Source organism: Microbulbifer mixtoriginis (SeqCode), from assembly GCF_052466695.1.
In genome coordinates this window covers 4,150,363-4,171,234 of the sequence record NZ_CP174285.1, presented here as the reverse complement: position 1 = coordinate 4,171,234, position 20,872 = coordinate 4,150,363, and the positions used below count along the sequence as shown (strand labels likewise).

Here is a 20,872-nt window from a genome sequence, read left to right as displayed (position 1 = left end):
GGAATCCTCTTAACCCTTGAAAGGGAAGTTGAACGCTTTCAGCAGCGCACGACCTTGATCGTCGTTTGCAGCTGTAGTGGTAATACAAATATCCAGACCGCGGAGCTTGTCTACTTTGTCGTAGTCAATTTCCGGGAAGATGATTTGCTCAGTCACGCCCATAGAGAAGTTACCGCGGCCGTCGAACTGCTTCGGGCTAATGCCACGGAAGTCGCGGATACGCGGAATCGCGATATCAACCAAACGCTCCAGGAACTCATACATGCGCTCACCGCGCAGAGTTACCTTGCAGCCGATCGGCCAACCGTCGCGAATCTTAAAGCCCGCAATAGATTTGCGCGCTTTAGTAACGATGGGCTTTTGACCAGTAATTGCTGTCATATCGTTGACAGCGTGCTCCAGCACCTTCTTATCACCAATCGCTTCACCAACACCCATGTTGATGGTGATCTTGGTGATGCGCGGCACTGCCATCACATTCTCGAGACCAAGCTCTTCTTTTAGCTTGGCCACGAGGTCCTTAGTGTAGAGCTCTTTAAGCTTTGCCATGATCTACCAACCTGCTTTTGCGTCAAGAGCCTTAGATGGCTTCGCCGCTGGATTTGAAGACGCGAATCTTAGTGCCGTCTTCCAGTACTTTAAAGCCCACCCGGTCAGCCTTCTGGGTGTTAGGGTTGAAGATGGCTACGTTGGAAGCTTGGATAGCAGCTTCTTTCTCAACGATGCCACCCGCAATACCCATCTGTGGGTTTGGCTTTTGGTGCTTTTTGATCATCTGTATGCCGGAGACAATCAGACGGCCGTCGTTCAGTACTTTACGTACTGAACCACGTTTGCCCTTGTCACGACCGGCGATAACGATCACTTCGTCGTCACGCTTGATCTTGCGCATAACTCTTCTCCGCTCGAGGCCTAGATAACTTCGGGAGCGAGGGAGATGATCTTCATGAACTTCTCACCGCGCAATTCGCGAGTTACCGGACCAAAAATACGGGTGCCAACCGGCGCCAGTTGCTGGTTCAGCAGCACCGCTGCGTTATCGTCAAATTTAATCAGGGAACCGTCCGCGCGACGCACACCTTTTTTGGTGCGAACCACAACGGCGTTCATTACCTGACCTTTCTTCACTTTACCGCGGGGAATGGCTTCCTTAACGGTTACCTTAATAATGTCGCCCACGCCGGCATAACGACGATGGGAGCCGCCCAGCACCTTGATGCACATGACGCGGCGAGCCCCACTGTTGTCAGCTACTTCTAAGTAGGATTCCGCTTGAATCATTGTCTCTCTCCGAAACCTTTCAATTCGGCAGTCAATGCGCTAGGGGTTATACCTTCGCCGCACGCTCTACAATTTTCTGCAAAGCCCAAGATTTGCTCTTGGACAGCGGACGAGATTCCTCGATGGTTACAACATCGCCGATGCTGCAATCATTGTTCTCGTCATGTGCCTTAAGCTTTGTGGACTTGTTTACAATTTTGCCGTAGATCGGGTGCTTAACACGGCGCTCGATCAAAACGGTGATGGTTTTATCCATCTTGTCACTCACGACCTTACCGGTCAGAGTACGCTTCAGTTTTGCTTCAGCCATGATTAGTTACCTGCCTTCTCGGTCAACACAGTCTTTATGCGAGCAATGTCGCGACGAGTCTGCTTCAGCAGATGAGTCTGAGCCAGCTGACCGGTGGACTTTTGCATACGAAGCTTGAATTGAGCTTCGAGCTGGTTCAGCAGTTCCTGGTTCAGCTCTTCAACTGACTTTTCGCGTAGATCTGCAGTCTTCATTACATCACCGAACGCTTAACGAAAGTTGTTTTTACAGGCAGCTTGGCCGCAGCAAGTGCGAAAGCCTCACGAGCCAGCTCCTCGGACACACCCTCCATCTCATAGAGGACTTTGCCCGGCTGGATCTGAGCTACCCAGTATTCAACGCCACCTTTACCTTTACCCATACGGACTTCGAGGGGCTTATTGGTAATTGGCTTGTCCGGAAACACGCGAATCCAGATTTTACCGCCACGTTTAACGTGACGAGTCATAGCGCGACGAGCCGCTTCGATCTGGCGCGCAGTAATGCGACCGCGACCGATGGCCTTGAGGCCAAACTCGCCAAAGCTCACTTTAGAGCCGCGCTGAGAAAGACCGCGGTTGCGACCCTTCTGTACCTTGCGGAATTTTGTACGCTTTGGTTGCAACATTTGCGTACCCCTTATTTAGCAGCTTTCTTGCGGCTCTTTACCGGCTTTTCATCGGGCATTTCGTCACCGATGACTTCACCTTTAAAGATCCACACCTTGATACCAATGATGCCGTAGGTAGTCATCGCTTCAGCAGTGGCGTAGTCGATATTGGCACGCAGGGTATGCAGGGGCACACGACCTTCACGGTACCATTCGGTACGTGCGATTTCCGCACCGCCGAGACGACCACTTACCTGAATTTTGATACCTTCGGCGCCCTGACGCATAGCGTTCTGTACGGCGCGCTTCATCGCACGACGGAACATAACGCGGCGTTCCAGCTGCTGGGCAACGTTCTGGCCAACCAGAGCTGCGTCCATATCAGGCTTGCGCACTTCTTCGATGTCGATGTGCACAGGTACGCCCATCTGCGCACTAACAGCGTTGCGCAGACGTTCTACGTCTTCACCTTTTTTACCGATCACGATGCCTGGACGCGCAGTGTGAATAGTCACACGAGCGGTGTTCGCCGGACGTTCGATCTCGATACGGCTCACGGAAGCGTGGGCCAGTTTTTTGCGAATAAATTCGCGAACTTTCAGATCCGTGTACAGCTTGTCTGCGTACTCGTCGCTGCCGGCATACCAAACAGAGGTATGCTTTTTAACGATACCCAGACGAATGCCGGTAGGATGTACTTTTTGTCCCATGGTTTTCTCGCCTGCTCTCTTATTTCTCGGCCACTTTCACAGTGATGTGACAAGTACGCTTAAGAATGCGATCTGCACGACCTTTCGCACGCGGTTTAATGCGCTTCATGGTCATACCTTCGTCCACAAAAATTGTGGAAACCTTCAGCTCGTCAACGTCAGCACCTTCGTTGTGCTCGGCGTTGGCAATGGCCGATTCCAGTACTTTCTTGACGATCGCCGCACCCTTTTTATTGCTAAATGCAAGAATATCCAGGGCTTCTTCAACGCCTTTGCCGCGAACCTGATCAGCTACCAGTCGCGCCTTTTGCGCCGATAGACGTGCGCCGCGTAATTTTGCTGCTACTTCCATCTTTTTAACCTCGGCTTAGCGCTTCTTCGCTTTCTTGTCCGCAGCGTGACCGCGGTAAGTGCGGGTAGCAGCGAACTCGCCCAGTTTATGGCCAACCATTTCTTCGTTAACCAAAACGGGCACGTGTTGACGACCGTTGTGAACGGCAATCGTCAGTCCAACCATTTCCGGCATAATCATGGAACGGCGGGACCAGGTTTTAATCGGTCGACGATCGTTTGCTTCAATCGCCGCCTCCACCTTCTTGATCAAGTGCAGATCAATAAAGGGACCTTTTTTTAATGAGCGTGGCACTGTCGATTCCTCTCTAGCTGCTCAGACATCGCGCGGCTTACTTGCCGCGACGACGTACAATCATCTTATCGGTGCGCTTGTTCTTGCGCGTTTTCTTACCCTTGGTCGGAACGCCCCACGGAGTAACAGGGTGACGGCCACCAGAGGTACGACCTTCACCACCACCGTGCGGGTGATCTACCGGGTTCATCGCCACACCGCGAACGGTAGGACGAACACCACGCCAGCGTGCAGCACCAGCTTTACCCAGCTTGCGCAGGCTGTGCTCGGAGTTGCTCACTTCACCCAGGGTTGCGCGGCACTCAGCGAGAACCTTGCGCATTTCGCCGGAACGCAGACGAATAGTCGCGTACTGGCCTTCACGGGCTACCAGCTGTACAGAAGCACCCGCAGAACGGGCCAACTGAGCGCCTTTACCAGGCTTCAGCTCGATACCGTGAATTACAGAACCCACCGGAACGTTGCGCAGAGGCAGGGTGTTGCCCACAGCAATCGGTGCGGCATCGCCGGACTGAATGGTGGCGCCAGCCTTAAGGCCTTTCGGTGCGATAATGTAACGACGTTCACCATCCGCGTAACAAACCAGAGCGATATGTGCGCTGCGGTTGGGATCGTACTCCAGACGCTCAACTTTAGCGGGGATACCGTCTTTGTTGCGCTTGAAGTCGATTACGCGGTAGTGCTGCTTGTGACCACCGCCGATATGACGAGTGGTGATACGACCGTTGTTGTTACGGCCACCGCTTTTGCTCTTGCTCTCTAAAAGAGGAGCGTAAGGAGCACCCTTGTGCAGGTCGGGGTTAACAACCTTAACCAGGTGTCGACGGCCGGCGGAGGTCGGTTTTGTTTTTACAATTGCCATTGTAACAGTCCCCTTTACTCAGCAGCTTCAAAGTTGATGTCGCTGCCTTCGGCCAGGCGAACGTAGGCTTTTTTCCAATCGCTGCGACGGCCCATGCCGTAGCGGGTACGCTTGGTTTTACCTTTAACGTTCACGGTGCGAACCTGCTCAACAGAAACGTTAAACAGCTTTTCAACCGCGGCCTTGATCTCAGCTTTTTCGGCATCGGTGGAAACCTTGAAAACTACTTGGTTGGCGCTATCGGCCAGCACAGCAGCTTTTTCGGAAATTACCGGGCCCAGCAGTACTTTGTAGAGTCGCTCTTGGTTCATCCCAGCACCTCTTCAATTTTCTTGAGCGCAGAAACGGTAACCACGACCTTATCAAAGCGAATCAGGCTTACTGGATCGATCGCCTGCACATCACGAACATCGATTTTGTGCAAGTTGCGAGCGGCCAGGTACAGGTTTTCGCTAACCTCTTCAGTCACGATCAGCGCATCGGACAGGTCAAACTGAGCCAGTTTGCTAACCAGTTGCTTGGTCTTGGGCGCGTCCACATCGAAGGACTCAACCACTATCAAGCGCTCCTGACGAGCCAGCTCAGACAGGATGCAGCGCAGTGCAGCGCGGTACATCTTTTTGTTCAGCTTAACGCTGTGATCACGCGGGTCAGCGGCGAAAGTTACACCACCGGAGCGCCACAGCGGGCTGCGGATAGTACCGGCACGTGCGCGGCCAGTACCTTTTTGGCGCCAGGGCTTTTTACCACCACCGGAAACATCAGAACGATTCTTCTGCGCCTTGGTACCCTGACGAGCGCCAGCCATGTAGGCGACAACTGCCTGGTGTACCAGATCTTGGTTGAACTCACGTCCGAAAGTCACTTCAGAGACAGCTACTGTGCCTTTAGCGCCTTCGGGAGTAGCGATATTCAGTTCCATATCTAATTCCCCTCAGACTTAGGCTTTTACTGCCGGACGAACGATAACGTTGCCACCGGGAGCACCGGGAACAGCGCCTTTAACCAGCAGCAGGTTGCGTTCGGCATCGACACGAACTACTTCCAGGTTCTGCACGGTTACACGCTCAGCACCCATGTGTCCGGCCATTTTCTTGCCTTTCCATACGCGGCCAGGAGTCTGGCACTGACCGATAGAACCGGGAGCGCGGTGAGACAGAGAGTTACCGTGGGTTGCGTCCTGAGTACGGAAGTTCCAGCGCTTAACGCCACCCTGGAAGCCTTTACCCTTGGAAGTGCCGGTTACGTCGATCTTCTGGCCAGCTTCAAAGCTGCTTACAGTGATTTCAGAACCGATTTCGAAAGTCTCTTCGGAAGCGTCAGTACGCAGTTCGAAAAGATTAGTGCCAGCCTCTACATTGGCTTTGGCGAAGTGGCCCGCTTCGGGCTTGGAGACACGGGAAGCCTTACGGTTACCCACTGCTACTTGAACAGCGGCATAGCCATCGGTTTCCACAGTTTTCACCTGGGTGACGCGATTCGGAGCAACCTCAACAACGGTTACCGGAATGGATACGCCATCTTCAGTGAAGACGCGAGTCATGCCGCTCTTGCGGCCGACAATACCTATAGTCATCTTATTAACCTCTCAGTGCACGGGGCTTTAACCCACTGCGGCCGCCCAATTTCAGAGCGTTACACTACCCAGACCTTTTTCGCCTGGGGTTCGGTAGTTAGTTAAAAGTGTTTAGCCGAGACTAATTTGGACCTCAACACCGGCCGCCAGATCGAGCTTCATCAGCGCGTCGACGGTTTTCTCGGTAGGCTCAACGATGTCCAGCAAACGCTTGTGAGTACGGATCTCATACTGGTCGCGAGCGTCTTTATTAACGTGCGGGGAAATCAGTACGGTGTACTTCTCTTTGCGAGTCGGCAGCGGGATAGGACCGCGAACTTGTGCGCCAGTGCGCTTAGCCGTCTCTACGATCTCCTGAGTAGACGCGTCGATCAGCTTGTGATCGAAGGCCTTCAGGCGAATTCGGATACGTTGACCCTGCATGGAATCAAACTCCAACTTATGAACTAAAGAACGTCCTTTCTCGCAACCCCGAGGGCGGGCGAAAAGGAGCGCGAATTCTACGGGGCGTACAAGAGGCTGTCAACTGTACAGCATGATCAAATTTCAATCGGCTCAAACTACAATGGAGTACCTTAAGTAAATTGAGGGTAAAGACATGACTATTGCTGCGAGATTAAGTCAATACTTGAATGACCAGTCAGTTGACTACCACCTAATACAGCATCCCCACACACGCACCAGTCGAGAGAGCGCGCACGCTGCTCATGTGCGCGAAGACCAGGTAGCCAAGGCAATCCTGTTGCGCGATAAGGAGGGGTTCGTGATGGCGGTAATACCCGCCAGCAGCAGCCTGGATCTACGCGCAGTGCACACTGAAACCGGCCGCAACGACCTGGAGATGGTTGCAGAAAATGAGCTGGGATCGGTCTTCCCAGACTGCGAGCTGGGCGCCCTACCCCCTGTCGGCCAGGCTTATGGCATTACTACCCTGATAGACAGTGGGCTCAGCCGCTGTGAGACGATCTTTTTTGAGGCCGGTGACCACGAAGAACTGGTAGAAATGAATGGACCACAATTCAATAAACTGTTTGCCGGGTGTCGAAGCGCTGATCTTAGTAAGGACTGGCCATAAGCAGCCCCAGAAGCAGAAGGATTTGGAATATCTGCCTAAATAAGGCGCCACAAAGAAATGTAATCCTGTGGTGCTGCTCAAGCCAGAGCCACAGGATTCTGACCAGCAAACACTACATACATTTCTCTTCCACCAACCTATCAGATTAGATAAGTACCCTACCCAGCGACTAGGCTATACCAGCAAATCGATGGGCACAGGGATATTTGTTTTAACCACCCTAAATATTTCTACAAAACGCAAAACAAATACATACCCTGAAGAGGTTTTAGCTTGTAAAACAGGACACCTACGCTACCTGAAGCCCTGCAGAGCCACAATGAGAACACAGTAAATGCTAACGCTCAAAAAGCTATACACAAGATAAAACAATCCCCAATTTAACTCTCTCCAATACGCTATCGCGAATAAATACCTCTGAAATAAAGCCTTTATAAATCTTTATCAAATTGCACAACTACAGCAACGCCCATCATAAATTACGAAGCTAAACTTGAACCTCTCCGACAACCTTCTTTACGGTTTTTCTTTGCAAACACTTATCCATAAAACCCTCCCAAGTAGCCAATTAAAATAAACACTTAACAGGCTGTATTGGCGAGAAAAAACAAAAAATATCAGGCAAAAAAAAACCGCAGCGCGTCCGCTGCGGTTTTTTATTTAGATCAAAAGTAACTATTACTCAATGATCTTGGCAACAACGCCCGCACCTACGGTACGACCACCTTCGCGGATAGCGAAGCGCAGGCCGTCTTCCATGGCGATCGGAGCGATCAGGGTAACGACCATTTGAATGTTATCGCCCGGCATTACCATTTCAGTGCCTTCCGGCAGCTCAACCGCACCAGTTACGTCGGTAGTACGGAAGTAGAACTGAGGACGGTAGCCTTTAAAGAACGGGGTGTGACGACCACCTTCGTCCTTGGACAGGATGTACACTTCCGCTTCGAACTTGGTGTGCGGAGTGATGGAGCCCGGCTTAGCCAGTACCTGACCACGCTCTACTTCGTCACGCTTGGTGCCACGCAGCAGCGCACCGATGTTCTCACCAGCACGACCTTCGTCGAGCAGCTTGCGGAACATTTCAACACCAGTACAGGTAGTGGTGGTGGTTTCTTTAATACCAACGATCTCAACTTCGTCGCCAGTGTTGATTACACCACGCTCTACACGACCAGTTACTACGGTACCACGGCCAGAAATGGAGAATACGTCTTCGATCGGCATCAGGAACGGCTGATCTACTGCACGCTCCGGCTCAGGGATGTACTCGTCCAGAGTTTCTACCAGCTTCTTAACAGCGGTAGTACCCATTTCGTTGTCGTCTTCGCCGTTCAGGGCCATCAGAGCGGAACCAACGATGATCGGAGTGTCGTCACCTGGGAACTCGTACTGGTCCAGAAGTTCGCGAACTTCCATTTCTACCAGCTCGAGCAGCTCTTCGTCGTCTACCATGTCCGCTTTGTTCAGGAATACAACGATGTAAGGTACACCTACCTGACGGGAAAGCAGGATGTGCTCACGAGTCTGCGGCATGGGGCCGTCAGCTGCGGAACATACCAGGATAGCGCCGTCCATCTGAGCAGCACCGGTGATCATGTTCTTAACGTAGTCGGCGTGTCCCGGGCAATCTACGTGCGCGTAGTGGCGAGTCGGGGACTCGTACTCAACGTGAGAAGTAGCGATGGTGATACCGCGCTCACGCTCTTCCGGAGCATTGTCGATACCGTCAAAAGCAACAGCATCACCGCCCCATACTTCCGCACATACGCGGGTCAGAGCAGCGGTCAAGGTGGTTTTACCGTGGTCAACGTGACCGATGGTGCCCACGTTCACGTGGGGCTTGGAACGTTCAAATTTTTCTTTTGCCATCTTTAGATGTCCTCTAGCTAAAAGTTTGCCAAAGGGGCCCCAGCTGTTGGCCCAGCCCCCTTTAAGCAGAAGTTAATTAGGCTTTGTTCTTGGCGATGATCTCATCGGCAACGTTTTTCGGCGCTTCGGCGTACTTCAGGAATTCCATGGTGTAGGTAGCACGGCCCTGAGTAGCAGAGCGCAGGTCGGTTGCGTAACCGAACATCTCTGCCAGAGGCACTTCTGCGTTTACCACCTTACCCGCGGGGTTGTCTTCCATACCCTGGATCAGGCCGCGACGACGGTTGAGGTCGCCAACTACGTCACCCATGTTCTCTTCTGGAGTTACTACTTCCACCTTCATCATCGGCTCAAGCAGTACCGCGCCGCCCACAGAGGAGAGCTTCTTGGTCGCCATAGAACCGGCGATTTTAAACGCCATTTCACTGGAGTCCACATCGTGGTAGGAACCGTCATACAGAGTCGCTTTCAGGCCTAGCAGCGGGTAGCCAGCCAGAACACCGTTTTGCATCTGCTCTTCGATACCTTTTGATACCGCAGGGATATATTCCTTAGGTACTGCACCGCCAACGATTTCGTTAACGAATTCCAGTCCTTCTGCGGACTCATCCTCAGCGGGCTCAAATTTCACCCAAACATGACCGAACTGACCGCGACCACCGGACTGACGAACGAACTTACCTTCGATCTCAGAGGTGTTACGGATCGCTTCGCGGTAGGCCACCTGAGGCTTACCGATGTTCGCTTCAACATTGAACTCGCGACGCATACGGTCGACGATGATGTCCAGGTGCAGCTCACCCATACCAGAGATAATGGTCTGGCCAGTTTCTTCGTCGGTCTTCACGCGGAAAGACGGGTCTTCCTGGGCCAGCTTGCCGAGGGCAATACCCATTTTTTCCTGGTCCGGCTTGGACTTGGGCTCAACCGCTACGGAGATTACCGGCTCTGGGAATTCCATGCGCTCCAGAACAATTTTGTTGCTCTCGGCACACAGGGTGTCACCAGTGGTCACGTCTTTCAGACCAATCGCAGCTGCGATGTCACCCGCCAGTACTTCTTTGATCTCTTTACGATCGTTGGAGTGCATCTGCACCATACGACCAACGCGCTCTTTCTTCATTTTTACGGAGTTGTATACCGCAGTACCGCTCTCCAGCTTACCGGAGTAAACGCGGAAGAAAGTCAGAGTACCAACGAAGGGGTCGGTAGCAATTTTGAACGCCAGAGCGGCGAACGGAGCGTCATCGTCGGCTTCGCGAGTCTCAACGGTTTCGCCGTCTTCCAGAGTACCTTCGATCGCCTTTACTTCAGTCGGCGCCGGCAGGTATTCGATAACCGCGTCCAGCATGGCCTGCACACCCTTGTTCTTGAACGCAGAGCCGCCCAGAACCGGTACGATTTCATTGGCCAGGGTACGCTGACGGATAGCTGCCTTGATCTCTTCTTCGGTCAGCTCACCCTCTTCCAGGTACTTTTCCATCAGCTCTTCGCTGGCTTCAGCGGCCGCTTCTACCAGGTACTCGCGCATTTCGTCGCACTCGTCCTGCAGCTCAGCGGGGATGTCAGCGTAGTCGAAGGTCATGCCCTGATCGGCTTCATTCCACAGAATGGCCTTCATTTTCACCAGGTCAACAACACCCTTAAACTCGTCCTCAGCACCGATGGTCATTTGCAGCGGTACGGCGTTCGCGTTCAAACGATCTTTCAGCTGGTCCACAACGTTGCGGAAGTTCGCACCGGCGCGGTCCATTTTGTTCACGAATACCATACGCGGCACGTGGTATTTGTTGGCCTGGCGCCAAACGGTTTCAGTTTGCGGCTGAACACCAGAGGAACCACACAGTACAACAACCGCGCCGTCGAGTACGCGCAAGGAGCGCTCTACTTCAATGGTAAAGTCAACGTGTCCTGGGGTGTCGATGATGTTTACGCGGTGCTGGTCGAACTGCTGCTGCATGCCGGCCCAGAAACAGGTGGTTGCAGCGGAAGTGATGGTAATACCACGCTCCTGCTCCTGCTCCATCCAGTCCATGGTTGCGGCGCCTTCGTGCACCTCACCAATTTTGTGGGACAGACCAGTGTAGAAAAGTACGCGCTCAGTAGTGGTGGTTTTACCGGCGTCTACGTGGGCACAGATACCGATGTTACGGTAGCGTGCGATAGGCGTTTTACGTGCCACAGTTGTATCCTCGATATAACGGCAAAAGGCAGCCTGGAAATTTCCGTGCTGCCTTTCGGTATTAATTTCCGATGTTGGTAATCATCAGACTTAGAAGCGGTAGTGAGAGAACGCCTTGTTGGCTTCCGCCATGCGGTGTACATCTTCACGCTTCTTGACCGCGCCGCCCTTGTTCTGAGCTGCATCGATCATTTCATTGGCCAGGCGCTGAGCCATAGACTTCTCGCCGCGTTTGCGGGAGAACTCTACCAGCCAACGCATTGCCAGAGCCGTACGGCGCGAGGGGCGCACTTCTACAGGCACCTGATAGGTCGCACCACCAACACGGCGGGATTTAACTTCCACCATAGGCGCGATGTTTTCCAAAGACTCTTCAAACACTTCGATCGGGTCTTTGTTCAGTTTTTCAGAAATAGTATCAAGGGCACCGTATACAATGCGCTCTGCTACTGATTTCTTGCCGCTGATCATGACGTGGTTCATGAACTTGGCTAGGGTGACGTTCCCGAACTTGGGGTCGGGCAGTACTTCGCGCTTAGCGACTACTCGTCTTCTCGGCATGGGAATTGCCTCTCTTCAGGGTTATTCTGAGACGCCGCCGTAAAACCTTACAATCCGGCGAGCTCAGCCTTACTCCGGTTGGAAACCGAAACGCAAATCGTTAAAGGCGATTAACCTTTAGGACGCTTGGCGCCGTATTTAGAACGGCCCTGCTTGCGATCGTTTACGCCGGCACAGTCAAGTGCACCGCGTACAGTGTGGTAGCGCACACCCGGCAGGTCTTTTACACGACCGCCGCGAATCAGTACCACGCTGTGCTCCTGCAGGTTGTGGCCTTCACCACCGATGTACGAAGTTACTTCGTAACCGTTGGTCAGACGCACACGGCAAACTTTGCGCAGTGCGGAGTTCGGCTTTTTCGGTGTAGTGGTGTACACGCGAGTGCAAACTCCACGACGCTGCGGGCTAGCCTGCAGAGCGGGAACGTCGCTTTTTTCGACTTTGCGTTTTCTCGGCTTACGAACCAACTGGTTGATCGTTGCCATTAAAAATCACTCCAAAAATAAAATGCCCCCACCTCTAAAAGTGAGGGCCTGTCGTCTGTGTGTAGCGCCGACCCAGAGGCCGAACGAAACACCCCACATCAGCGGGGGCCGCATTCTATAAGCGACAACCCGCCTAGTCAATCGGCGACAGAAGTAAGTGCTTACATCACAGACAGTCGCCAATATCAGATCGAGCACCGAAGTGCCCCGACCTACCCCACTCCATCATCGGATGGAGTGGAATACGCCTTATTCGCCAGAGGACTTGAGGGCCTCGGTCAGTGCCGCTTCTACCTCTGCTGCAGAAGGACCTTCGCCGAAGGTTTCTTCCAGCTGCAGGTTGCGCTTGCGCTTGCGTTCTGCGTGGTAGGCCAGACCGGTACCGGCCGGAATCAAGCGGCCCACAACCACGTTCTCTTTCAAACCGCGCAGGCTATCTTCTTTACCGGTTACCGCCGCCTCGGTCAGAACGCGGGTAGTCTCCTGGAACGAAGCCGCAGACAGGAAGGACTCAGTGGCCAGAGACGCTTTGGTAATACCCAGCAACAGGCGCTCGAACTGAGCGGGCTGTTTGCCTTCGGCGCGCAACTGCTCGTTCTCTTCGATCACGCGCTGGTATTCCACCTGGTCGCCCTTAATTAAGCTGGAATCGCCCATCTCGAGGATTTCCACCTTGCGCAGCATCTGGCGCACGATAGTCTCGATGTGCTTATCGTTAATACCTACACCCTGGAGACGGTAAACTTCCTGGATCTCATTAGTGATGTAGCGCGCCAGTTCTTCCACACCTTTCAGACGCAGAATATCGTGCGGGTTGGACGGGCCATCGGAGATAACCTCGCCCTTCTCTACAGTTTCACCTTCGAACACAGTCAGCTGGCGGTGTTTCGGAATCAGAACCTCGTAGTGGTCCTTACCGTTGGCCAGTGGCTTGCCGTCGCGCGGGGTGATCTGCAGACGCACCTTGCCTTTGGTCTCTTTACCGAAGGAAACGGTACCGGAGATCTCCGCCAGGATGGACGGTTCTTTCGGTTTACGCGCTTCAAACAAGTCGGCAACGCGGGGCAGACCACCGGTGATGTCCTTGGTACCGCCAGATTCCTGCGGGATACGTGCGATTACGTCACCCACGTTCACCTTGTCACCATTCTTCAGGCTGAGAATTGCACGCGCCGGCAATGCGTAGTGCGCAGGCGCATTACTGTTGGCCAGAGTCAGTTCTTCGCCATTCTCATCCAACAGAGTTACCGCCGGACGCAGGTCTTTACCTGCCGCCGGACGCTCGGCTGGATCGATAATTTCGATCGAGGACAGACCGGTAATTTCATCGGTCTGCTTGCGGATGGAGAGACCCTCTTCCATACCGGACAGTTTCACCCAACCGGCAACTTCGGTGATGATCGGGTGGGTGTGCGGATCCCACTTGGCCACAATCTGGCCACCATCAACCTCAGCACCCTCATAGACACTGATTACAGCACCGTAAGGCAGCTTGTAGCGCTCGCGCTCGCGCCCAGCGCTATCGGCAATCGCCAATTCACCGGAGCGGGAAACCGCTACCAAGTTGCCAGCTTCAGTCTTAACGGTCTTCACATTGTGCAGACGGACGGTACCGCCCAGCTTCACCTGGATGCTGTCTGCAGCAGAGGCGCGGCTCGCAGCACCACCGATGTGGAAGGTACGCATGGTCAGCTGGGTACCCGGCTCACCGATGGACTGTGCGGCAACAACGCCCACAGATTCACCCGGGTTGGCGCGGTGGCCTCGGGCCAGGTCACGGCCGTAACACTGGGCACAGATACCGTGTGCAGTAGTACAGGTGATCGGGGAGCGAACCAGAACCTCATCGATACCCATGGCTTCGATGCGCTCTACCCACTTCTCGTCGATCATGGTGCCGGCGGAAACGGCGATTTCATCGCTGCCGGGCTTCAATACATCGCGAGCCACAACACGACCGAGGATACGGTCACCGAGAGATTCGATAACGTCACCGCCCTCGATCACCGGCGCCATGGTCAGGCCGTCGTCAGTGCCACAATCTAGTTCGGTAATTACCACGTCCTGAGCAACGTCCACCAGGCGACGGGTCAGATAACCGGAGTTGGCGGTTTTCAGTGCGGTATCCGCCAGACCTTTACGAGCACCGTGGGTCGAGATGAAGTACTGCTGTACGGTCAGACCTTCACGGAAGTTTGCGGTAATGGCGTTCTCGATAATGGAGCCGTCTGGACGGGCCATCAGACCACGCATACCAGCGAGCTGACGAATCTGTGCTTCGGAGCCCCGTGCACCGGAGTCTGCATACATGAAAACAGAGTTGAAAGAGTCCTGCTGGGTCTCTTTGCCCTCTCGGTCAGTCACCCTCTCTTTCTTAATCCCCGCCATCATCGCCTGGGTCACCTTATCGTTGGTACGGGACCAAACATCGATGACCTTGTTGTATTTTTCACCCTGGGTTACCAGACCGGAGGCAAACTGGCTTTCAATTTCCTTCACTTCCGCTTCCGCGGATTCGATCAACTGAGCTTTCTCGGCCGGGATTTCGAAGTCGTTCACACCAATGGAGGAACCGGACTTGGTAGAGAAATCAAAACCGGTGTACATCAGCTGGTCGGCGAAGATAACGGTCGCCTTCAGGCCCACCTTACGGTAGCACTCGTTCAGTACACGGGAAATAGACTTCTTCTTCATCGGCTGGTTAACCAGCTCGAAGGGCAGGCCTTCCGGGACAATATTCCACAGCAGCGCGCGGCCTACTGTGGTGTCCTGTACAGAGATGGTTTCGTGTTTCTCACCATCTTCACCCACAATATTTTCGCGGATACGCACTTTAACCTTCGCCTGTAAGCCAACCTGCTTGGCATAAAAGGCACGGCTCACCTCTTTGATATCGGAGAAGGACATGCCCTCGCCTTTATCGTTGACGCGCTCGCGGGTCATCCAGTACAGGCCCAGTACCACGTCCTGGGACGGTACGATGATCGGCTCACCATTGGCGGGCGACAGGATGTTGTTGGTGGACATCATCAGCGCGCGGGATTCTAGCTGCGCTTCGATGGTCAGAGGTACGTGTACCGCCATCTGGTCGCCGTCGAAGTCGGCGTTATAGGCAGCACAAACCAGCGGATGTAGCTGGATTGCCTTACCTTCAATCAGTACCGGCTCGAACGCCTGAATACCCAGACGGTGCAGGGTCGGTGCACGGTTGAGTAGTACCGGGTGCTCGCGGATCACCTCGTCGAGGATATCCCAAACGATGGCCTCTTCGCGCTCCACCATTTTCTTGGCGGCTTTGATCGTAGTGGCCAGACCGCGAGTTTCGAGCTTGCCGAAAATAAACGGTTTGAACAGCTCCAGAGCCATTTTCTTGGGCAGACCACACTGGTGCAGGCGCAGGGTCGGGCCAACCACGATCACGGAACGACCGGAGTAGTCCACACGCTTACCCAGCAGGTTCTGACGGAAGCGGCCCTGCTTACCTTTAATCATGTCAGCCAGGGACTTCAGCGGGCGCTTGTTGGAGCCAGTGATAGCGCGGCCGCGACGGCCGTTATCCAACAGTGCATCCACAGATTCCTGCAGCATGCGCTTTTCGTTACGCACGATAATATCCGGCGCGTTCAACTCGAGCAGACGCTTCAGGCGGTTGTTACGGTTGATCACACGACGGTAGAGGTCGTTCAGATCGGAGGTCGCGAAGCGGCCACCATCCAGCGGTACCAGCGGACGCAGATCCGGTGGCAGAACCGGCAGAGCTTTCATTACCATCCACTCCGGGTTGTTACCGGATTTGTAGAAGGCTTCCAGCAGCTTCAGGCGCTTGGACAGTTTCTTGATCTTGGTTTCGGAATTGGTCGCCGGGATCTCTTCCCGCAGGCGCTGGATCTCAACCGGCAGTTCAATATCTGCCATCAATTCCTGGATAGCCTCGGCACCCATTTTCGCTTCAAACTCATCGGCGAACTCTTCCATCGCCTCAAAGTACTGCTCATCGTTCAGTAGCTGGCCGCGCTCCAGGGTGGTCATGCCGGGCTCGGTTACCACGTAGGACTCGAAGTACAGCACGCGCTCGATATCGCGCAGGGTCATGTCCAGCAACAGGCCGATGCGGGACGGCAGGGATTTCAGGAACCAGATATGCGCAACCGGGCTGGCCAGTTCAATGTGGCCCATACGCTCACGGCGCACCTTGGCTTTGGTGACCTCAACGCCGCACTTCTCACAGATAATACCGCGGTGCTTCATGCGCTTGTACTTACCGCACAAGCACTCGTAGTCTTTTACCGGGCCGAAGATCTTGGCGCAGAACAAGCCTTCACGCTCAGGCTTGAAGGTACGGTAGTTGATGGTCTCCGGCTTCTTCACTTCGCCGTAGGACCAGGAGCGGATCATGTCCGGCGAGGCCAGACCGATACGAATCGCATCAAACTCTTCCAGGTGCTCCTGGGACTTCACCAGATTTAATAAATCTTTCAAGGCCTTTCCTCCACTAGGGGGTAGTCAACCCGGCCGTTACGCCGGGCCGGGCGGGCCGGCAACCCCACTGCTTCCAGGGTGCCGGCGCTTGTCTCAATTCACCTGCGAACAGGCTTTTGCACCAATCGGTCTTACTCGTGCTCGAGCTCGAAGTTCATACCGAGAGAGCGGATTTCCTTAACCAGTACGTTGAAGGACTCCGGCATGCCAGGCTCCATACGGTGGTCGGAATCCACGATGTTTTTGTACATCTTGGTCCGCCCTTCCACGTCGTCTGATTTGACCGTGAGCATTTCCTGCAGGGTGTATGCGGCGCCGTAGGCTTCCAGCGCCCACACTTCCATCTCCCCGAAACGCTGACCACCGAACTGTGCCTTACCACCCAGCGGCTGCTGGGTAACCAGGCTGTAGGAGCCAGTGGAACGCGCGTGCATCTTGTCGTCCACCAGGTGGTTCAGCTTCAGCATGTACATGTAGCCCACGGTAACCGGACGCTCGAAAGCATCACCGGTACGACCGTCGTGCAGAGTGATCTGGCCGGAATCAGGGATATCGGCGAGGCGCAGCAATTGCTTGATCTCGCTCTCATCGGCACCGTCGAATACCGGGGTCGCCATGGGTACACCGCGACGCAGGTTCTGCGCCATGGTCATGACTTCCTGATCGGAGAACTGATCCAGTTCTTCCTTGCGACCGCCTGTGGAGTTGTAGACCTCTTCCAGGAATCCGCGCACCTTGGCGACTTCCTGCTGTTCCTTGATCATCTTGTCGATTTTTACGCCAAGACCTTTAGCAGCCATACCCAGGTGCATTTCCAGAACCTGACCAACGTTCATCCGCGAGGGAACACCCAGTGGGTTCAGAACGATATCTACCGGCTCACCGTTTTGGTCGTAAGGCATATCCTCAACGGGCTTGATCACGGAGATCACACCCTTGTTACCGTGGCGACCGGCCATCTTGTCGCCCGGCTGGATACGGCGTTTGATCGCCAGGTAGACCTTGACGATTTTCAATACGCCCGGAGCCAGGTCATCGCCGGACTCCAGTTTTTTCTTCTTGTCTTCGAAGGCTTCGTCGAGCAGCTTGCGACGCTCTTTCAGCTGTACTTCTGCCTTCTCCAGCTGCTCGTTGAGACCCTCGTCTTCCATGCGCAGCTTGAACCAGTCTTCACGCGGCAGAGCGGCGAGTACTTCAGTGGTGAGCTCCTGGCCCTTGCTGATACCTTTACCACCGGCAGCCTTCTGGCCCAGCAGTGCTTGCTGCAGACGCTCAAAGGTAGCGCCTTCAACAATGCGGTACTCTTCGTTCAGGTCCTTGCGAACCTCGTCCAGCTGCGCCTTCTCGATATCGATGGAACGCTGATCTTTCTGCAGGCCGTCACGGGTGAACACCTGAACATCGATCACCGTACCGCGGGTGCCACTGGGCGCGCGCAGGGAAGTGTCTTTAACGTCGGAAGCTTTTTCACCGAAGATTGCACGCAGCAGCTTCTCTTCTGGGGTCAGCTGTGCTTCGCCTTTAGGAGTAACCTTACCGACCAGGATATCGCCGGCACCTACTTCCGCACCGATATATACAATGCCGGACTCGTCCAACTTATTCAGCGCAGACTCACCCACATTGGGGATATCCGCAGTGATCTCCTCACTACCCAGTTTGGTATCTCGGGCAATACAGGTCAGTTCCTGGATGTGAATAGTGGTGAAGCGGTCTTCCTGTACAACGCGCTCACTAATGAGGATGGAGTCCTCAAAGTTGTAACCATTCCAGGGCATAAAGGCGATGCGCATATTCTGGCCAAGAGCCAGCTCACCCAGATCTACCGAAGGACCATCGGCGAGGATATCGCCGCGGGTTACGCGATCACCAGTGTTAACAATCGGGCGCTGATTGATACAGGTATTCTGGTTGGAGCGGATGTATTTGGTCAGGTTATAAATATCTACACCTGCATCACCAGCTTCCACCTCAGCGTCCGCCACGCGGACTACCACACGGCTGGAATCAACGCGCTCAATCACACCGCCACGCTTGGCTACCACACATACCCCGGAGTCGCGCGCTACGGTGCGCTCCATTCCGGTGCCTACTAGCGGCTTTTCAGCACGCAGGGTCGGTACCGCCTGACGCTGCATGTTCGAGCCCATCAATGCACGGTTGGCGTCATCGTGCTCAAGGAACGGGATCATCGCCGCAGCGACAGAAACCACCTGCTTGGCGGAAACATCCATATACTGGATTTCACCCGGTGCCTTCAGGGTAAATTCGCCATGGTGACGCACGCTGATCAGGTCATCAATGAAGTTGCCGTTGTCATCTACTTCCGCAGACGCCTGGGCAATAATGTAATTTGCTTCATTGATCGCTGACAGGTAAGCGATTTCGTTGGTTACCTTGCCATCAACCACTTTGCGATAAGCACTCTCGAGGAAACCGTAGTGGTTAGCGCGAGCGTAAGTGGCCAGGGAGTTGATCAGACCGATGTTCGGTCCTTCCGGCGTCTCAATCGGACATACGCGGCCGTAGTGAGTCGGGTGCACGTCGCGCACCTCAAAGCCAGCGCGCTCACGGGTCAAACCACCTGGGCCCAGTGCGGAAACACGACGCTTGTGAGTTACTTCCGACAGCGGGTTGTTCTGGTCCATAAACTGGGACAGCTGCGAGGAACCGAAGAATTCCTTCACTGCAGCAGCTACCGGCTTGGCATTGATCAGGTCCTGCGGCATCAGGCCTTCGGACTCCGCCATCGACAGGCGCTCTTTGACCGCGCGCTCCACACGTACCAGACCAACGCGGAACTGGTTCTCGGCCATCTCACCCACGGAGCGCACGCGGCGGTTCCCCAGGTGATCGATATCGTCCACCATGCCCTGGCCGTTACGGATATCAATCAAGGTCTTCAGTACATCGACGATATCTTCTTTGCTCAGGGTACCTTCGCCGGTCTCGTCTTCACGGCCCAGGCGACGATTGAACTTCATGCGACCAACGGCGGACAAATCGTAGCGCTCGTCGGTGAAGAACAGGTTTTCAAACAGGGATTCCGCAGACTCCTTGGTGGGCGGCTCGCCTGGGCGCATCATGCGGTAGATCTCTACCAGCGCTTCCAGCTGAGTGCGGGAAGGCTCTGCACGCAGGGTATCGGAGATAAACGGTCCACGGTCTAGATCATTGGTGTACAGCGTTTCGAAAGTCTTAATATTGAGTGTGCGTAACTGGGCGATTACTTCAGCGGTAATCTCAGCATTACACTCAACTGCAATTTCACCAGTAGACTCATCGACAATATCGTGAGCCAGAATACGGCCAAACAGGTATTCCAGTGGCGCGTCCAGCTTTTCTACGCCGGCTTTCTCCAGCTGGCGAATATGACGTGGGGTGATACGACGCCCCTCTTCCACAATCACCTTGCCCTGGCCATCTTTAATATCAAAAGAGGCCACGTCACCGCGCAAGCGGGAGGGAATCAGTTCCAGGCTAACGCGGTCTTCCTGCAGCTCAAACTTGCTGGTCTCGAAGAACATCTCCAGCATTTCCTGGGAGCTATATCCCAGTGCACGCAACAGAATTGTCGCAGGCAGTTTGCGGCGGCGATCGATACGAACGAATACCAAGTCCTTTGGATCGAATTCGAAGTCCAGCCAGGAGCCACGATAAGGAATTACACGCGCAGCGTACAGCAGCTTACCGGAGGAATGGGTCTTGCCTTTGTCGTGATCGAAAAATACACCCGGGGAACGGTGTAGCTGGGATACGATAACACGCTCAGTACCATTAATTACAAAGGTACCGTTGTCGGTCATGAGCGGGATTTCGCCCATGTAAACTTCCTGCTCTTTGATGTCCTTAATGGACTTATTCGCAGACTCTTTATCGTAAATAATCAGGCGCACACGTACACGCAGCGGACAGGCGTAGGTCACGCCGCGCAGAGTACATTCCTTAACATCGAAAGCGGGCTTACCCAGTGTGTAGCTCACGTACTCCAGAGCGGCATTGCCTGAATAGCTGACAATCGGAAATACGGATTTAAACGCCGCCTGCAGGCCGACATCTAAGCGATCGTCGGGGCGCTTGTCGGCCTGTGTAAAATTGCGATATGAATCCAGCTGTATCGCAAGCAGGAAGGGCACATCCATGACCTTAGGCAGTTTGCCAAAATCCTTGCGGATACGTTTTTTCTCAGTATATGAGTAAGCCATTCAAATTCCCCAGCTTGATCAGTGACAAGACTTCGTGGG

21 protein-coding genes are annotated in these 20,872 nt (G+C 54.2%); 1 reads left to right on the top strand and 20 read right to left on the bottom strand.

All coding sequences use genetic code 11. From position 1 onward, the window contains the following. Positions 1–9: 9 nt before the first annotated feature. The 14 genes from rplE to rpsJ all read right to left on the bottom strand — a co-directional run bounded on the left by rplE (position 10) and on the right by rpsJ (position 6,397). Entirely contained in the window at positions 10–549 is a 540-nt protein-coding gene (rplE, locus tag ACJJI0_RS18220) for a 50S ribosomal protein L5 (protein ID WP_020411396.1), read from the bottom strand. 31 nt (positions 550–580) lie between these two features. Further along, complete coding sequence (gene rplX / locus ACJJI0_RS18215; RefSeq protein WP_108731661.1) at positions 581–892, bottom strand: 50S ribosomal protein L24; 312 nt, start codon at positions 890–892, stop codon at positions 581–583. Between the two features lie 20 nt (positions 893–912). Further along, entirely contained in the window at positions 913–1,281 is a 369-nt protein-coding gene (gene rplN, locus ACJJI0_RS18210) for a 50S ribosomal protein L14 (protein WP_067151032.1), read from the bottom strand. A 46-nt stretch (positions 1,282–1,327) separates the two neighbouring features. Continuing rightward, on the bottom strand, positions 1,328–1,591 hold the full coding sequence (rpsQ, locus tag ACJJI0_RS18205) for a 30S ribosomal protein S17 (protein ID WP_108731660.1): 264 nt from the start codon (positions 1,589–1,591) through the stop codon (positions 1,328–1,330). Positions 1,592–1,593: 2 nt separating this feature from the next. Beyond that, on the bottom strand, positions 1,594–1,785 hold the full coding sequence (rpmC, locus tag ACJJI0_RS18200) for a 50S ribosomal protein L29 (RefSeq protein ID WP_020411392.1): 192 nt from the start codon (positions 1,783–1,785) through the stop codon (positions 1,594–1,596). After that, positions 1,785–2,198, bottom strand: coding sequence for a 50S ribosomal protein L16 (gene rplP / locus ACJJI0_RS18195; protein ID WP_020411391.1), 414 nt, complete (start codon positions 2,196–2,198; stop codon positions 1,785–1,787). The genes rpmC and rplP overlap by 1 nt, the downstream gene beginning before the upstream one ends. Before the next feature lie 11 nt (positions 2,199–2,209). Then, positions 2,210–2,890 (bottom strand): 30S ribosomal protein S3, encoded by a 681-nt coding sequence (gene rpsC, locus ACJJI0_RS18190; RefSeq protein WP_444883682.1) that lies wholly within the window; start codon positions 2,888–2,890, stop codon positions 2,210–2,212. Positions 2,891–2,909: 19 nt separating this feature from the next. Further along, positions 2,910–3,242, bottom strand: a complete 333-nt coding sequence (gene rplV, locus ACJJI0_RS18185; protein ID WP_020411389.1) for a 50S ribosomal protein L22 — start codon at positions 3,240–3,242, stop codon at positions 2,910–2,912. Between the two features lie 15 nt (positions 3,243–3,257). Continuing rightward, positions 3,258–3,536, bottom strand: coding sequence for a 30S ribosomal protein S19 (gene rpsS, locus ACJJI0_RS18180; protein ID WP_020411388.1), 279 nt, complete (start codon positions 3,534–3,536; stop codon positions 3,258–3,260). A 37-nt stretch (positions 3,537–3,573) separates the two neighbouring features. Beyond that, positions 3,574–4,398 carry a 50S ribosomal protein L2 gene (gene rplB, locus ACJJI0_RS18175; protein ID WP_020411387.1) on the bottom strand — a complete coding sequence of 275 codons (825 nt, stop codon included), beginning with the start codon at positions 4,396–4,398 and terminating at the stop codon, positions 3,574–3,576. Between the two features lie 14 nt (positions 4,399–4,412). Continuing rightward, the gene (rplW, locus tag ACJJI0_RS18170) at positions 4,413–4,709 is read right to left on the bottom strand and encodes a 50S ribosomal protein L23 (RefSeq protein ID WP_152451143.1); all 297 of its coding nucleotides are present in this window, start codon (positions 4,707–4,709) and stop codon (positions 4,413–4,415) included. Next, positions 4,706–5,320, bottom strand: a complete 615-nt coding sequence (gene rplD / locus ACJJI0_RS18165; protein WP_252084413.1) for a 50S ribosomal protein L4 — start codon at positions 5,318–5,320, stop codon at positions 4,706–4,708. Before rplD ends, rplW begins: the two co-directional genes overlap by 4 nt. Positions 5,321–5,338: 18 nt before the next feature. After that, positions 5,339–5,974, bottom strand: a complete 636-nt coding sequence (gene rplC / locus ACJJI0_RS18160; protein ID WP_252084412.1) for a 50S ribosomal protein L3 — start codon at positions 5,972–5,974, stop codon at positions 5,339–5,341. Positions 5,975–6,085: 111 nt separating this feature from the next. Beyond that, positions 6,086–6,397 (bottom strand): 30S ribosomal protein S10, encoded by a 312-nt coding sequence (gene rpsJ, locus ACJJI0_RS18155; RefSeq protein WP_010133849.1) that lies wholly within the window; start codon positions 6,395–6,397, stop codon positions 6,086–6,088. A gap of 175 nt (positions 6,398–6,572) precedes the next feature. Between rpsJ and ACJJI0_RS18150 the strand changes: the two genes are divergently transcribed. Continuing rightward, on the top strand, positions 6,573–7,049 hold the full coding sequence (locus ACJJI0_RS18150; protein WP_444883681.1) for an aminoacyl-tRNA deacylase: 477 nt from the start codon (positions 6,573–6,575) through the stop codon (positions 7,047–7,049). Positions 7,050–7,727: 678 nt separating this feature from the next. Here ACJJI0_RS18150 and tuf read toward each other — a convergent pair. The 6 genes from tuf to rpoB form a co-directional block, all read right to left on the bottom strand. Then, positions 7,728–8,921: an elongation factor Tu gene (gene tuf, locus ACJJI0_RS18145; RefSeq protein WP_252084404.1), complete on the bottom strand. Its 1,194-nt coding sequence runs from the start codon at positions 8,919–8,921 to the stop codon at positions 7,728–7,730. 76 nt (positions 8,922–8,997) lie between these two features. Further along, on the bottom strand, positions 8,998–11,103 hold the full coding sequence (fusA, locus tag ACJJI0_RS18140) for an elongation factor G (protein ID WP_444883680.1): 2,106 nt from the start codon (positions 11,101–11,103) through the stop codon (positions 8,998–9,000). 90 nt (positions 11,104–11,193) lie between these two features. After that, positions 11,194–11,664, bottom strand: a complete 471-nt coding sequence (rpsG, locus tag ACJJI0_RS18135) for a 30S ribosomal protein S7 (RefSeq protein WP_143729448.1) — start codon at positions 11,662–11,664, stop codon at positions 11,194–11,196. A 110-nt stretch (positions 11,665–11,774) separates the two neighbouring features. Further along, entirely contained in the window at positions 11,775–12,149 is a 375-nt protein-coding gene (rpsL, locus tag ACJJI0_RS18130) for a 30S ribosomal protein S12 (protein ID WP_067150990.1), read from the bottom strand. A 249-nt stretch (positions 12,150–12,398) separates the two neighbouring features. Then, positions 12,399–16,628, bottom strand: coding sequence for a DNA-directed RNA polymerase subunit beta' (gene rpoC / locus ACJJI0_RS18125; protein WP_252084409.1), 4,230 nt, complete (start codon positions 16,626–16,628; stop codon positions 12,399–12,401). A gap of 131 nt (positions 16,629–16,759) precedes the next feature. Beyond that, the gene (gene rpoB / locus ACJJI0_RS18120) at positions 16,760–20,833 is read right to left on the bottom strand and encodes a DNA-directed RNA polymerase subunit beta (protein WP_444883679.1); all 4,074 of its coding nucleotides are present in this window, start codon (positions 20,831–20,833) and stop codon (positions 16,760–16,762) included. Positions 20,834–20,872 lie beyond the last annotated feature (39 nt).

Bases quoted from the DNA above. Each gene is read 5' to 3' on its own strand.
- rplE (WP_020411396.1), bottom strand. From the start codon at position 549: ATGGCAAAGCTTAAAGAGCTCTACACTAAGGACCTCGTGGCCAAGCTA.
- rplX (WP_108731661.1), bottom strand. From the start codon at position 892: ATGCGCAAGATCAAGCGTGACGACGAAGTGATCGTTATCGCCGGTCGT.
- rplN (WP_067151032.1), bottom strand. From the start codon at position 1,281: ATGATTCAAGCGGAATCCTACTTAGAAGTAGCTGACAACAGTGGGGCT.
- rpsQ (WP_108731660.1), bottom strand. From the start codon at position 1,591: ATGGCTGAAGCAAAACTGAAGCGTACTCTGACCGGTAAGGTCGTGAGT.
- rpmC (WP_020411392.1), bottom strand. From the start codon at position 1,785: ATGAAGACTGCAGATCTACGCGAAAAGTCAGTTGAAGAGCTGAACCAG.
- rplP (WP_020411391.1), bottom strand. From the start codon at position 2,198: ATGTTGCAACCAAAGCGTACAAAATTCCGCAAGGTACAGAAGGGTCGC.
- rpsC (WP_444883682.1), bottom strand. From the start codon at position 2,890: ATGGGACAAAAAGTACATCCTACCGGCATTCGTCTGGGTATCGTTAAA.
- rplV (WP_020411389.1), bottom strand. From the start codon at position 3,242: ATGGAAGTAGCAGCAAAATTACGCGGCGCACGTCTATCGGCGCAAAAG.
- rplB (WP_020411387.1), bottom strand. From the start codon at position 4,398: ATGGCAATTGTAAAAACAAAACCGACCTCCGCCGGCCGTCGACACCTG.
- rplW (WP_152451143.1), bottom strand. From the start codon at position 4,709: ATGAACCAAGAGCGACTCTACAAAGTACTGCTGGGCCCGGTAATTTCC.
- rplD (WP_252084413.1), bottom strand. From the start codon at position 5,320: ATGGAACTGAATATCGCTACTCCCGAAGGCGCTAAAGGCACAGTAGCT.
- rplC (WP_252084412.1), bottom strand. From the start codon at position 5,974: ATGACTATAGGTATTGTCGGCCGCAAGAGCGGCATGACTCGCGTCTTC.
- rpsJ (WP_010133849.1), bottom strand. From the start codon at position 6,397: ATGCAGGGTCAACGTATCCGAATTCGCCTGAAGGCCTTCGATCACAAG.
- ACJJI0_RS18150 (WP_444883681.1), top strand. From the start codon at position 6,573: ATGACTATTGCTGCGAGATTAAGTCAATACTTGAATGACCAGTCAGTT.
- tuf (WP_252084404.1), bottom strand. From the start codon at position 8,921: ATGGCAAAAGAAAAATTTGAACGTTCCAAGCCCCACGTGAACGTGGGC.
- rpsG (WP_143729448.1), bottom strand. From the start codon at position 11,664: ATGCCGAGAAGACGAGTAGTCGCTAAGCGCGAAGTACTGCCCGACCCC.
- rpsL (WP_067150990.1), bottom strand. From the start codon at position 12,149: ATGGCAACGATCAACCAGTTGGTTCGTAAGCCGAGAAAACGCAAAGTC.
- rpoB (WP_444883679.1), bottom strand. From the start codon at position 20,833: ATGGCTTACTCATATACTGAGAAAAAACGTATCCGCAAGGATTTTGGC.